Annotated in this window: 11 protein-coding genes; 1 reads left to right on the forward strand and 10 read right to left on the reverse strand. The window is 71.8% G+C overall.

What is annotated here, in order from left to right:
- Nucleotides 1–29: 29 nt before the first annotated feature.
- From ACFXOA_RS17115 to ACFXOA_RS17150, 8 genes are all read right to left on the reverse strand, one after another.
- The gene (locus tag ACFXOA_RS17115; protein WP_385028325.1) at nt 30–1,667 is read right to left on the reverse strand and encodes a 2Fe-2S iron-sulfur cluster-binding protein; all 1,638 of its coding nucleotides are present in this window, start codon (nt 1,665–1,667) and stop codon (nt 30–32) included.
- Entirely contained in the window at nt 1,664–2,560 is an 897-nt protein-coding gene (locus ACFXOA_RS17120) for an FAD binding domain-containing protein (RefSeq protein ID WP_385028328.1), read from the reverse strand. The genes ACFXOA_RS17115 and ACFXOA_RS17120 overlap by 4 nt, the downstream gene beginning before the upstream one ends.
- 249 nt (nt 2,561–2,809) lie before the next feature.
- A complete protein-coding gene (locus ACFXOA_RS17125) occupies nt 2,810–4,459 on the reverse strand; it encodes a beta-N-acetylhexosaminidase (RefSeq protein ID WP_385028330.1) in 1,650 nt (549 codons plus the stop codon).
- Between the two features lies 1 nt (nt 4,460).
- Nucleotides 4,461–5,309 carry a carbohydrate ABC transporter permease gene (locus ACFXOA_RS17130; protein ID WP_385028333.1) on the reverse strand — a complete coding sequence of 283 codons (849 nt, stop codon included), beginning with the start codon at nt 5,307–5,309 and terminating at the stop codon, nt 4,461–4,463.
- Nucleotides 5,306–6,277, reverse strand: a complete 972-nt coding sequence (locus ACFXOA_RS17135; protein WP_385028336.1) for a carbohydrate ABC transporter permease — start codon at nt 6,275–6,277, stop codon at nt 5,306–5,308. The genes ACFXOA_RS17130 and ACFXOA_RS17135 overlap by 4 nt, the downstream gene beginning before the upstream one ends.
- A gap of 2 nt (nt 6,278–6,279) precedes the next feature.
- The gene (locus tag ACFXOA_RS17140; RefSeq protein WP_385028339.1) at nt 6,280–7,584 is read right to left on the reverse strand and encodes an extracellular solute-binding protein; all 1,305 of its coding nucleotides are present in this window, start codon (nt 7,582–7,584) and stop codon (nt 6,280–6,282) included.
- Between the two features lie 376 nt (nt 7,585–7,960).
- A complete protein-coding gene (locus ACFXOA_RS17145; protein WP_362546802.1) occupies nt 7,961–8,257 on the reverse strand; it encodes a DUF3039 domain-containing protein in 297 nt (98 codons plus the stop codon).
- A gap of 30 nt (nt 8,258–8,287) precedes the next feature.
- A complete protein-coding gene (locus ACFXOA_RS17150; RefSeq protein ID WP_385028342.1) occupies nt 8,288–8,848 on the reverse strand; it encodes a YqgE/AlgH family protein in 561 nt (186 codons plus the stop codon).
- Between the two features lie 297 nt (nt 8,849–9,145).
- Here ACFXOA_RS17150 and murA point away from each other — a divergent pair, with 297 nt between their 5' ends.
- Nucleotides 9,146–10,486: a UDP-N-acetylglucosamine 1-carboxyvinyltransferase gene (murA, locus tag ACFXOA_RS17155; RefSeq protein WP_385028346.1), complete on the forward strand. Its 1,341-nt coding sequence runs from the start codon at nt 9,146–9,148 to the stop codon at nt 10,484–10,486.
- A 411-nt stretch (nt 10,487–10,897) separates the two neighbouring features.
- On the opposite strand, the gene ACFXOA_RS17160 is transcribed toward murA, so the two are convergent.
- Nucleotides 10,898–11,179 carry an HU family DNA-binding protein gene (locus ACFXOA_RS17160; RefSeq protein WP_003968811.1) on the reverse strand — a complete coding sequence of 94 codons (282 nt, stop codon included), beginning with the start codon at nt 11,177–11,179 and terminating at the stop codon, nt 10,898–10,900.
- A 421-nt stretch (nt 11,180–11,600) separates the two neighbouring features.
- Entirely contained in the window at nt 11,601–13,034 is a 1,434-nt protein-coding gene (locus ACFXOA_RS17165) for an NAD-dependent malic enzyme (protein ID WP_385028349.1), read from the reverse strand.
- Nucleotides 13,035–13,209: the final 175 nt, after the last annotated feature.

Genomic DNA, 13,209 nt, shown 5'->3' on the forward strand with positions numbered 1-13,209 from the left:
GACCGGTCGTGCGGGGGACGGCGCGGTGTTCACCGGACGTCTCCCTCGTGGGCCTGGGCGCTGCCCGCGCCCGGGGCTGCCTGGTGCGGGATGCGCGGCTCGGCGTCGTCGGTGGCGGTGGTGGCCGCCGCCTCCGCGGTCGCCTCCCGGCTCGCCACGACGTCGCGTACGGCGTCGAGCACGCCCCGGTAGCCGGTGCACCGGCAGAGGTTGCCGCACAGGGCCTGGCGGGTCTCCAGCTCGCTGGGAGCGTGGTTGCCCTCCAGAAGGTCGTGCACGGTCATGGCCATGCCGGGGATGCAGAATCCGCACTGGACGGCTCCGCACTCGGCCAGGGCCCGCTGGACGTCGGACGGTTCGCCGTCGACCGCGAGACCCTCGACGGTGCGGACCTCGCTGCCGGCGGTCGTGGCGGCGGGGACCAGGCAGGACGCCACGAGACGCCCGTCGACCTGGACGTTGCAGGCGCCGCACTCGCCCTGCGAGCAGCCGTCCTTGGCCCCGGCGAGGCCGAGGCGCTCGCGGAGCACGTAGAGCAGCGACTCGCCGATCCAGGCGTCGCTCACGGGCCGGTCCACGCCGTTGACGTGCAGGACGTACGAGGCGGAGGGGTGCTCGCTGGGGCCGCCCGGGAGGGCGGACGGGGCGGGCTCGTCCGCGGGACCGGGGAGCTGCCCGGCGTCGGCACCGGGCTGTCCGGCCGCGCCGGCCTCCCGTTCGGCCTCCTCGGCGGCCGGTCCCTGCTCGGCGGACACCTCAGGTGCGGCCTCCTCCGGTGCGGTCTCCTCAGGGGCCGGCGCCTCAGGGGCCCGTGCCTCGCGGCCCGGTTCCGTCCCGGCTCCGTCGGGGAGATCGCCGTCGGAGGGAGCACCGCCGGAGGAGACGCCGTCGGGAGCAACGACGCCGTCGGCCTCGTCCGGCGCCTCCGGACCCGGCTCCGGCGCGACGTGGTGGGACTGCTCGCCATGTCCCGGGGCTTCGAGTGCGTCCTCGGCGCCCGAAGCGGTGGCAGGGGGCCCGGCGGGGGCCTCGTCGGCGCCGGCCGGCGGCTGCTGAGTCGCCCAGGGAGCGGTGGCTCCGCCCGGCAGCGTGGCGGGGGGCGCCTCCGTGTACCAGGCCGCCATCGCCGAGGCGGAGAACTCGCCGGACTCGTCGGGGAGGTCGCCGTCGGCCACCGGGATCGTCCACTCACCGGTGTGTCCCGCCGGTTCGGGCACCGGCTCGGGCTCGGGCTCCGGCGGTACGGCCTCGGTGAAGTGCCACTGGGCGGTGGTGGACGAGGTCCGCTCGTACTGCGCGGTGTCCGCGTACGGCTGCTGGTACGGGTCCTGCGGCTGGTTCGGGTCCGGCCAGTGGACCGCCTCGGGAGCGGCCTCCGGCCGGTGCGCGGCGGCCCGCTCCTGCTGGCTCTGCGTCTGCACCACCCAGCTGCCCGTTGCCGCCGGGTCGAGGCCGGCGGCCGGGGTCAGCGGAAGGATCATCGGCGGTACGTAGCTGTGCCCGGGTGCGGCCAGCGGGTCGTTCCCGAGGTCGGCGAGGTCCTCCGGGGGCAGATGGACGAAGGCGGTCGCCTCGGCGTCGTACTCACCGCCCTGCGGGGTCGGCTCCCAGCCGGCGTACGGGTCGGACTCCCCGTGCCGCTGCCCGGGGTTCTCCTCGTTGGTCACGACAGTGCCCTCCCCAGTGCGCGTCGGGCGAGCGCGGCGACGGTGCGCCGCAGGTGCAGTACGGCGGGCGACAGCGGAGGAGCCTCCCCGCCGTCGTCCGGTGATGCCTGGTCCGGGATGCAGGCGGCCGCGACGTACTCGCCGAAGGCGGCCAGCGCGTCGGGGGCCAGGCCGCGCTCCCCGTCCCAGTCGATCAGTGAGGCGATCCAGCGTTCCGCCTCCAGGGGCCGCAGCGGCATCGGCGCGATCGCGCCGACCGCGCACCGCACCCCGCGCCGGGCCGGGTCCAGGACGATCGCGACGGAGGCGGTGGCACGGCCGGGGCCGGTACGCCCGGTCGCCTTGAGGAAGACCTGCGGCGCGTGCAGGAGCGGCACGCGGACGAAACCGATCAGCTCGGCGGGCTCCAGCATCTCGCGTCCCGCCAGCAGGTGCGAGACGGGGATCTCACGCCGCGCCCCGTCGGCGCCGGCGATGACGAGCTCGGCCTCCAGGGCGGCCAGGACCGGCAGGGTGTCCCCCGTCGGGGCCGCGCCGGCGATGTTGCCGCCGAGGGTGCCGGCGTTACGGATCTGGGGCGGGCCCGCGGCCCGCGCGGAGGCGGCCAGCGCGGGGATGAGGGCGGCGAAGTCGGGGCGCCCCATGCGCGCGTGGGTGAGGCCGGCGCCGAGCAGCGCGTGGCCGTCCTGGTAGTGCCAGCCGCGCAGCTCGCTGATCCGGCCGAGGCCGACCAGCCCGGAGGGCCGCAGCAGGCCCTTGTTGACCGCCGACATGAGGTCCGTGCCGCCGGCCACCGGTACGGCTGCGGGCATGGCGCGGAGAGCCGCCACGGCCTCGTCGAGCGAGGCCGGCAGCATCACCGACCGCATCGTCCGCGGTGCGTGCGTGGTCAACCCAGCTGCCCCTTCCCGGTGTCCCGGCAGTCCCGCCTGTCCGCCGTACGGTACGTGCTCACGGCCGGGACGTGGCAACTCTGGCACATCTTCGGGGTCGGCCGTCGCGAGGGTCCACGAAGGATGCTTCCGTCCCGGACCAGGGGAAAAGCGGCCTTTGGCAGCCCTTTCGCCACACATGCGAATTGCCACTCTTCAGGAGATTCGTACGACTTATCCGCTTCCCCTGGCCGGACCCCGGAACACCGGTCACGCGCTCGGCGGCGGTCCCTCGATCGGGCGACCCGGGACGCCGGGACGCCGTTGCCACGGCTTCGGCCCCGTGGGCGGCCGGTAGGCGACGCCCAGGGCGTCGAGCCGGGCGTAGTGCGCCGTCATCCGGCGCTCGAAGTCCGCGAAGTCCCGTTCGCCCGGGGCCGGGAGGCGGGACCAGGCGACCTCGGCGAAGGCGGCGAGACGGGGGAAGACCTGGTAGTCGACGCGGTCCTGGTTCTGCATGACCTCGGTCCAGACGTTGGCCTGGGTCCCCATCACATGCCGGGCCGCCTCCTCGGAGAGGCCCGGGGGCACGGGCTCGAAGCGGTAGACGTCCTCCAGGGTGCGGACGTACGCGATGGGCATCGGCTCGTCCGGGCCGTCCGCCTGACGGTAGTCCAGGTACACCTGCTGCAGCGGGCACATCACCACGTCGTGGCCTGCCTCGGCGGCGGCGATGCCGCCCCCGTAACCGCGCCACGACGTCACGGCCGCCCCCTCGGCCAGACCCCCCTCCAGGATCTCGTCCCAGCCGATGAGCCGGCGGCCACGGTCCCTGAACCACCGGTCGAAGTGGCGGATGAACCAGGACTGGAGCTCGTCCTCGTCCGCCAGGCCGAGTTCGGCGATGCGCGCCTGCGCCGCCGGGGACTGCCTCCACTGGTCCTTGGGGCACTCGTCACCGCCGATGTGGAAGAAGGGCGAGGTGTCCGCGGGGAACAGTTCGAGGAGTTCCTCGAAGACCCCTTCGAAGAACCGCAGGGTGCCGTCGGTGGGTGCGAGTACGTTCGGACTGACGCCCCAGCTGTCCCACACGGACAGTGCGGAGGTGTCGACGACGTCGCGGTTGCCCAGCTCCGGATACGCGCTGACGGCCGCCTGCGAGTGCCCCGGGATGTCGACCTCGGGGACCACCCTGATGTGCCGTTCGGCGGCGTAGGCGACGATCTCGCGGATGTCGTCCTTCGTGTAGAAGCCACCGTGCGGTGTCTCGTCCCAGAGCTCGGAGTCACGGTGGCCGTACCTGGTGCGCGCACGCCAGGAACCGACCTCCGTGAGCCGGGGGTGGCGTTCGATCTCGACGCGCCAGCCCTGGTCGTCGGTGAGGTGGAAGTGGAAAACGTTCAGCTTGTGGGCGGCCAGCAGGTCGAGCACGCGCAGCACGCCCTCCTTGGGCGTGAAGTGGCGCGCCACGTCGAGCATCATCCCGCGCCAGCCGAAGCGGGGGCCGTCCTCGATGTCCATGGCGGCCAGGCCCCTGGGCCCGCCGTCGCCCACGGGTGCACGGCGGAAGGCCTCGGGACCGAGGAGCTGACGGAGCGTCTGCGCCCCCCAGAACACCCCGGCCGCGCTGCCTCCGGTGATGCGTACGCCCCAGGCGGGCACGGTCACCAGCCGGTAGCCCTCGGGCTCGACGGAGGGGTCGATGCGCAGTTCCACCGTGTTCGGGGCGCTCGCGGCGCCGTCGGCGCCCACGGCTCCCGGGGTGAGCCCCAGGCCGAACGCCGCGCCGAGGGTCGCTCGGAGCCAGCGCTCGGTGCCCTCGGTGCCCGGCCCCGCAGTGAGCGTGGTGGACCGGTCCAGGAAGAAACCGCAGCGACCTTCGCCCCCCACACGTGAGGGCGCCGGAATCAGGTCGTACATGTCAGTCCTTCACCGCGCCGCCGAGTCCGGAGACCAGGCGCCGCTGTACGAGGACGAAGAAGACCAGTACGGGAATGGTCATCACCGTCGAGGCCGCCATGATCCCTCCCCAGTCGTTCTCGTCGGGTTTGAAGAAGACCAGCAACGCCATCGGAAGCGTCGACCGGGAGATGTCGCTGATGATGAACGACTTCGCGAACAGGAAGTCGTTCCAGGTCGAGATGAAGGAGAACACGCTGGTCGCCACGAGACCGGGCAGGACGAGCGGGAAGAGGATCTGCCACAGGAACCGTGTCCGGCTCGCCCCGTCGATGTACGCGGCCTCCTCCAGGGCCTCGGGGACGGCCCTGACGAAGCCGCGCAGCATCCAGATCGCGAACGGCAGCGAAAAGGCGAGGTGCGGCAGGATCAGCGATCCCAGGGTGTTCAGCTGGCCGAAGTCGCGCATCAGGAAGAACAGCGGGATGGTCAGCGCCTCCACCGGCACCATCTGCGCCACGAGGAACATGATGAGCAGCGTGGTGCGGAACCGGAAGCGGAACCTGGTCACGGCGGTCGCGGCCAGGAAGGCGATCAGCGCGGAGACGACCACCACGGTTCCGGCGACGACCAGGCTGTTCAGGAAGTAGCGCCCGAAGTCCTGCTGCCCGAGGACGCGGCGGAACGAGTCGAGGGAGGGTGCCAGGGTCCAGGGGCGGGCGTCGGTGGACTGGATCTCGCCCGCGGGCTTGAAGGCCGAGAGCACCATCCAGTAGAGCGGGAAGGCGACGGCGGCGGCGATCAGCAGGGCGGCGGCCTCGGCCGCGAGCCGTCCGGGCCGTCTGATCCGCAGAAGCGTGCGCGCGCTCACAGTTCCTCCCCCTGCCGTCGCACCAGGCGCAGGTACACCAGCGTCACCGCCAGCAGGATCAGCAGCATCACGACGCCGATGGCCGATCCGAGGCTGTACTGCGAGTTGGCGAACGCCTTCTGGTACGCGTAGACGTTGAGCACCAGGTTCTGTCCGGCGATCCCGCCGCCGCCCGTCATGACGTAGATCTGGGTGAAGACCTTGAAGTCCCAGATGACCGACTGGATGGTGACGACGGTCAGAATCGGCCGCAGCATCGGCGCCGTGACCGACCGCCAGATCCGCCACTGCGAGGCGCCGTCGAGCGAGGCGGCCTCCAGCACTTCCGCGGGGATCGCCCGGATGCCCGCGTAGACGGTCACCATCACGAACGGGAACGAGCACCAGAGCACTTCGAGGAGCACCAGGGCGAAGGCGCTCCAGCGCCCGTACGTCCAGGAGAAGTCGCCGATCCCCAGCACCTTGTTGACCGGGCCGAAGTCCGGGTCGAAGAGGAAGACCCAGACGGTCGAGCCGGTGATCGCCGGTGTCGCCCACGCCCCGAGGGCGGCCAGCATGAGCGCGAGCCGGGGCAGGGCGCGGATCCGGGTGAGCAGGACGGCCAGCGCGCAGCCGGCGAGGAGGGTGGAGAGTACGCAGGCGGCGGCGAAGAGCACCGTCGCGAGGAGCACCTGCCGGAACTGGCTGTCCCCGAAGAGCGTGGCGTAGTTGCCGAAGCCCTTGAAGGTGGTCGGCTCGCCGCCGCTGACCTGCGCCTGGGTGTACTCCAGGAAGGAGATGAGGCCCAGTTGGTAGATCGGGTAGACGAGCAGCCCGCCGAGCAGGACGAGCGCGGGCAGCAGGTAGAGCCATGGCGTCCAGCCGGGGTGCCGGGCGGGTGACACGGGCCGGCGGCGGGGCGGGCGTGGTCGCTCCCCGCCCGCCCCGGCACGCACGGGGGCCTTGCGCGGCGTGGTGTCGGCGGTCATCGTCAGCCCGCTTCGGCGAACGCCGCGTCCATCTTCTCCGCCGCGTCGTCCGAGGCGGCGGCCACGTCCTTACGGCCGCTGACGATCTCCTGGAACATGGTGGGCAGCACCAGCGAGGAGTCGATGCGGCCCCAGGCCGGGGAGGCGGGGACGAACTTGGCTCCCGCGTCGAGGGTCCGGACGAAGGGGCCGACGAAGGGTTCCTTCTTCGCGGCGTCGTCCCGTACGTCGGTGTACGTCGGCAGGAAGCCCATGGCGTCGAACATCGCGGCCTGGGTCTTCTTGCCGGCCAGTGACCTCATGAGGTCGACGGCGAGGGTGCGGTGCGAACTGCTCCTGAGGACACCGATGTTGTTGCCGCCGGCGAAGGCGGGGGCGATCGACCCCTCGGCGACCCCGGGCAGCGGCACGACGGCGTACTTCCCCTTCACCGGGCCCGCCTCGACCGCGGTGTGGCTGAAGTCCCCGCCGATCGCCATGGCCGCCTTCCCGGAGGCGAAGGCGGTGACGGTCGCGTTGCCGCCCATGGAGGCGCATTTGGCGGCCGGGCAGTTGTCGTCGCCGAAGAGCGAGGTGTAGGCCTCGATGCCCTTGCGTGCCTCGGGGCTGTTGACGGCCGAGCGGTAGGTCGCGCCTGTCTCGCCGGCGAGTTCGCCGCCGTTGGCCCAGATGAAGGGCATGGCACCGTAGGTGTAGGCGCCGCCGACGGCGAGGCCGTAGAGGTCCTTCCTCTCCTTGTGGATCTTCTTCGCGGTGGAGATCAGCTCCCCCTGGGACTCGGGGGGTTCGATGCCGAGCTCGTCGAAGACGTCGGTGCGGTAGTAGAGGGCGCGGACGCCGACGAAGAAGGGCGCCCCGTAGACCTTGCCGTCCACGGTCACGGACTGCCTGGCGGCCGGGTCGGTGTCCTTCGCGTCGTCCCACGCCCCGAACTCCTCGGTGACGTCCGCCAGTCCGCCGTCCTTCACGTATCCGGCGGTGTCGGTGTTGCCGTACTCGATGACGTCCGGGGCGCTCCCCGGGTCGTTGAACGCGGCCTTGACCCGCTGGGCGCGGGTGTCGACGGGTATGTACTCGACCTCGACGTCGGCGCCTTCGTGGGCCTTCTCGAAGTCGGCCACCGCGGCGTTCACCACGCTCTCCTTGGGCTTGTTGCCGACCTCCTGGAACAGCCAGACCCGGAGCGTGCCGGTCCTGCCGTCCCCCTTCGAGCTGGTGTCGGAGGTCTGCGGCGCGCAGGCGGTGGCGGTGAGGCCGGCCAGTACAAGTGCCGCGGCCGGAGCGGCGATTCGGGCAGAAAGCTTCATCCGGGACCCCTACCGGTCGATCGTTGCATTCCTTGCAACGGACGTTTCGTTCTGCACAACTGGCAGGAGACTAAGGGGGTGTCCGCGCGCCGACAAGTGGTCTCTACCACTCTGTGACCACGCCGCCCTGCCGGGCGGCTCCGCGACCACGGGAAGCGGCCCTGCGACGCCCGCCGGCGCGGCGGCCGGGCCCGGCAGGCCCTCCGCCGACGGGCGGGCCGTGCCCGGCGCCGTGCCGCGCCGCCCCGCCGGACCCTTCGGGGCCCGGACATGCGGACGGCCCCCGGGGCACGCGTCTCGGCGTGCCCCGGGGGCCGTGGTCAGGCGGGATCAGGCCGGAAGGGGGGAGGGAACGTTCGAAGAGGTGCCGGGCGGACTACTTCTTTCCGCCGTCCTTGCCCTTGCCCTTGTCCTTGTCGCCTCCGGCGCCCATGGACTCGTAGATCTCTTTGCACATGGGACAGACCGGATACTTCTTGGGGTCACGCCCCGGGACCCAGACCTTGCCGCACAGTGCGACCACGGGAGTGCCCTCCAGGGCGCTCGCCATGATCTTGTCCTTCTGGACGTAATGGGCGTAGCGCTCGTGGTCGCCGTCGCCGTTCGACACCTGCGGCGTCGGCTCTACGAGGGTCCCCGTACCTGCCCCGCGCTCGGGCTCAAGAGTGCTCATAACTGCCAAGCGTACTGAAAGCTCCGCGCATCAGTTCAGCGAAGGGTCGTCCGGATACGTGGCGATCATCGCCAGCTCGCCGCGCTGCCTGCGCAGCACCGCGCGCCAGAGGTTCTCGGGCCGTGGCGAGGAGATGTCGCCGGGCTCCGACTCGACCACGTACCAGGCGCCGTCGGTGAGCTCGGTCTCCAGCTGACCGGGGCCCCAGCCGGCGTATCCGGCGAAGATCCGCAAGGAGGCCAGGGCCGCCCCGAGCAGCTCCGGAGGGGCCTCCAGGTCGACCAGGCCGATCGCGCCGTGGACCCGCCGCCACCCCGGCGGACCCTCGCCACCGGGGATCACCGCGAGCGCGAGAGCGGAGTCCAGCGAGACCGGGCCGCCCTGGAAGACGACGTCCGGTTCCCCGATCAGTCCGGCCCACGCGGCCAGGATGTCCGCGACGACGACCGGCGTCGGGCGGTTGAGGACCACACCGAGCGAGCCCTCCTCGTCGTGGTCGAGGAGCAGCACCACCGCACGCTCGAAATTCGGATCCGCCAGTGCGGGCGCGGCCACGAGCAGCCGTCCTGTGAGCGAGGACACCTCCGTCATGCCACAGATGATCCCGCATCCTCGCCCTCCGGGGGGACCGGGCGCCCGGTCCGCTCCCCGCGGGGGCGCGTCCGCAGCTCAGGGCGTACGGATGCGCGCCGGACGCGCGGGGAGCGCACGCCCGGAGGATGCCGGGAGCGGCCCGCCGCACGGTGACCCTCCGCGAGGTGCCACGAGCGGAACGTGTCGGACCGGATCGTGGGCGCCCGCCGCGCACCGGGCGACTTACTGAAGGAGGGCCGGAGCCCATTACCCTTTTGATGGCCCCCTGCCCGACCACTCCGGAACGCGAGATACATGACCGGCACAGACGATGTCCTGCTTGTCCACGGCGGAACCCCGCTGGAGGGCGAGATCCGCGTCCGAGGCGCCAAGAACCTGGTGCCGAAGGCAATGGTCGCCGCGCTGCTCGGCAGCGGGCCCAGCCGACTGCGCAACGTTCCCGACATCCGCGACGTGCGGGTCGTCCGGGGGCTCCTGCAGCTCCACGGCGTGACCGTCCGGCCCGGTGACGAGCCGGGCGAACTCGTCCTCGATCCCTCGCACGTCGAGAGCGCGAACGTCGCCGACATCGACGCCCACGCGGGCTCGTCGCGCATCCCGATCCTGTTCTGCGGCCCCCTGCTGCACCGCCTGGGACACGCCTTCATCCCCGGTCTCGGCGGCTGCGACATCGGCGGACGGCCGATCGACTTCCACTTCGAGGTGCTCCGCCAGTTCGGCGCGACCATCGAGAAGCGGGCGGACGGCCAGTACCTGGAGGCCCCGCAGCGCCTGCGCGGCACCAAGATCCGTCTGCCGTACCCGTCGGTGGGCTCCACCGAGCAGGTGCTGCTGACCGCCGTCCTCGCCGAGGGCGTCACGGAACTGTCCAACGCCGCCGTCGAGCCGGAGATCGAGGACCTCATCTGCGTGCTGCAGAAGATGGGCGCGATCATCTCGATGGACACCGACCGGACCATCCGGATCACCGGTGTCGACAAGCTCGACGGTTACACCCACCGGGCCATCCCGGACCGCCTGGAGGCCGCCTCCTGGGCCTCCGCGGCGCTGGCGACCGAGGGCAACATCTACGTGCGCGGCGCCCAGCAGCGCTCGATGATGACCTTCCTCAACACCTACCGCAAGGTCGGCGGTGCCTTCGAGATCGACGACGAGGGCATCCGCTTCTGGCACCCGGGCGGGGCGCTCAACGCGATCGCCCTGGAGACGGACGTGCACCCCGGCTTCCAGACCGACTGGCAGCAGCCGCTGGTCGTGGCCCTGACGCAGGCCGCCGGGCTCTCGATCGTCCACGAGACGGTCTACGAGTCCCGGCTGGGCTTCACGTCGGCGCTCAACCAGATGGGTGCGCACATCCAGCTGTACCGCGAGTGCCTCGGCGGCTCGGACTGCCGCTTCGGCCAGCGGAACTTCCTCCACTCGGCGGTGGTGTCCGGTCCCACGAAGCTCCAGGGCGCGGATCTGGTCATCCCCGACCTGCGCGGCGGCTTCTCGTACCTGATCGCCGCGCTGGCCGCCCAGGGCACGTCCCGGGTCCACGGCATCGACCTGATCAACCGCGGCTACGAGAACTTCATGGAGAAGCTCGAGAAGCTCGGCGCGAAGGTCGAGCTGCCGGGCGGCTCGCTCGTCTGAGGCGCACGCGCCCCGGCGCGCACAGTGCTGCCGCACACAGCACTGCGCACCCGCACCACCTGGGAGGACCGCCGCCGCGGCCCCCGTACGCACCGCGTACGGGGGCCGCGGCGTCTCCGCGCGACGCCCGCCCCGCGCTCCCGCCCCCGCGATCGCAGGGCACCTCCCCGCCCCGCCCTCCTCCGGCACCGGCGCGGGAGGGAGCGGCAACCGGCGCAGGCGCCGCGGAACGCCCGTACAGGGCCGAACGAGGCGGTCCGCCTCCCCGGGGCCGGACGGGCCTCCGGGAAGGCCGCAGCCCGCCTCACACCGCCCACGCGGGCGGTGGGAGGTGCGTCGGACGGCCCCGGACATGCGGAAGGGCGGCCGCCCCGGTGGGGGACGGCCGCCCTTCCTGACGCCTCGGGGGTCTTACTTGCCCTTGGCGGCTTCCTTGAGCTTCGAGCCCGCGGAGACCTTCACGCTGTAGCCGGCCGGGATGTTGATCGGGTCGCCGGTCTGCGGGTTACGAGCGGTGCGAGCGGCACGGTGGGTGCGCTCGAAGGTCAGGAAGCCGGGGATGGTGACCTTCTCGTCGCCCTTGGCGACGATCTCGCCGACGGTCTCGGCGAGCGCGGCCAGAACGGCGTCGGCGTCCTTGCGGGTCACCTCGGCACGGTCGGCCAGGGCGGCCACCAGCTCACTGCGGTTCATGTTTGTACTCCCGTGTTCTTCTTGCCTGTGAGGCGTGAGATCGAAGCCGATGCTGCCAGGGCCCTCTGACAGTCCCCGGACCCGGGTCTGATGTCAGACCCTCGCGCCCGAATACGCATCCTGCCCCCACCTGCGGCGCTAACGCCAATCCGGACCCCTCGACGTCATACGAAAACCACCACCACGTGGCTGTGATGACGTTCCGTCGACTTGTCGGAGCGGTACGCAGCGGATGCAGGGCCTGCGGGGCTCGCTGCCCGCCCACCCTAAAGGGGCGTTTGGGACGCCGCGACCCGCGACGCGCCGGACGAAGCCGCGCGGACAGGCCCGGAGGCGGGCCGAGGCGCCGTCCGCGGGAGCCGTGGCCGGCCCGCGCGGACGGTGTAAGGCGGGCACCCGCGCCCGGCACAGGCCCGGTCCGTTACGCCGGGTCGCCCGCGGCCTCGGCGACACCGGCCGCCTTGGCCGCCTCGCGGACCGCTCCCGCGACGGCTCCCGCGACCTTGTCGTTGAAGACCGAGGGGATGATGTAGTTCGCGTTGACCTCGTCCTCCGCGACCACGTCGGCGAGGGCGCGCGCGGCGGCGAGCATCATCTCCGTGTTGACGGTGCGGGACTGCGCGTCCAGCAGACCGCGGAACACACCCGGGAAGACCAGCACGTTGTTGATCTGGTTCGGGAAGTCGGAGCGGCCGGTGGCCACGACGGCCGCGGTCTCACGGGCGATCGCCGGGTCCACCTCGGGGTCCGGATTCGCGAGCGCGAACACAATTGCGCCCTCCGCCATGGCCGCCACGTCGGCGCCGTCCAGGACGTTGGGGGCGGAGACGCCGATGAACACGTCGGAGCCGGCGACGGCCTCCTTGAGGGTGCCGGTGACGCCCTCCGGGTTGGTGTTGTCGGCGATCCAGCGCAGCGGGGAGTCCGGGGTGGCGTCGACCAGGTCCTCGCGGCCGGCGTGCACCACACCGTGGATGTCGGCGACGACCGTGTGCTTGACGCCGGCGGCGATGAGCAGCTTCAGGATGGCCGTACCCGCGGCACCGGCGCCGGACATGACGACGCGTACGTCACCGATCCCCTTGCCGACGACGCGCAGCGCGTTGGTCAGGGCGGCGAGGACGACGATCGCGGTGCCGTGCTGGTCGTCGTGGAAGACCGGGATGTCCAGGGCCTCGCGCAGCCGGGCCTCGATCTCGAAGCAGCGGGGCGCGGAGATGTCCTCCAGGTTGATGCCCGCGAAGCCGGGGGCGATCGCCTTGACGATCTCGACGATGGCGTCCGTGTCCTGGGTGTCCAGGCAGATCGGCCAGGCGTCGATGCCCGCGAAGCGCTTGAAGAGGGCCGCCTTGCCCTCCATGACGGGCAGCGAGGCCATCGGGCCGATGTTGCCGAGGCCGAGCACCGCGGAACCGTCGGTCACCACGGCGACGGAGTTGCGCTTGATGGTCAGACGGCGGGCGTCCTCGGGGTTCTCGGCGATGGCCATGCAGACGCGTGCCACACCCGGGGTGTAGATCATCGAGAGGTCGTCACGGCTGCGGATGGGGTGCTTGGACGCCATCTCGATCTTGCCGCCGAGGTGCATCAGGAACGTACGGTCGGAGACCTTGCCGAGGACGACGCCCTCGATGTCGCGCAGCCCCTCGACGATCTCGTCCGCGTGCGAGGTCGACGTCGCCGCGATCGTGACGTCGATCCGCAGCTTCTCGTGGCCGGAGGCGGTCACGTCGAGGCCGGTGACGGAGCCACCGGAGGACTCCACGGCCGTGGTGAGCTGGGAGACCGCTGTGCCGCTCGCGGGCACCTCCAGCCTGACCGTCATCGAGTACGAGACGCTGGGCGCCGTTGCCATGGCCGAGTCCTTCGCTTTCCTGAGCTTCGTTGCCGCACGCGCAGGGCCCGGGGCTCCGTACGTGCGTTCCGATGGTCGCACCTACCGGTCGGTAGCAGGTAATGACTGCCACCTTTCGGAAACTTTTTTCCACCATACGAGAAGTGACCGCTCCGCGTAACCCCGGACGGCTGTG

The organism is Streptomyces sp. NPDC059166, assembly GCF_042755185.1.
In the GTDB taxonomy this organism is placed as follows: Bacteria; Actinomycetota; Actinomycetes; order Streptomycetales; family Streptomycetaceae; genus Streptomyces.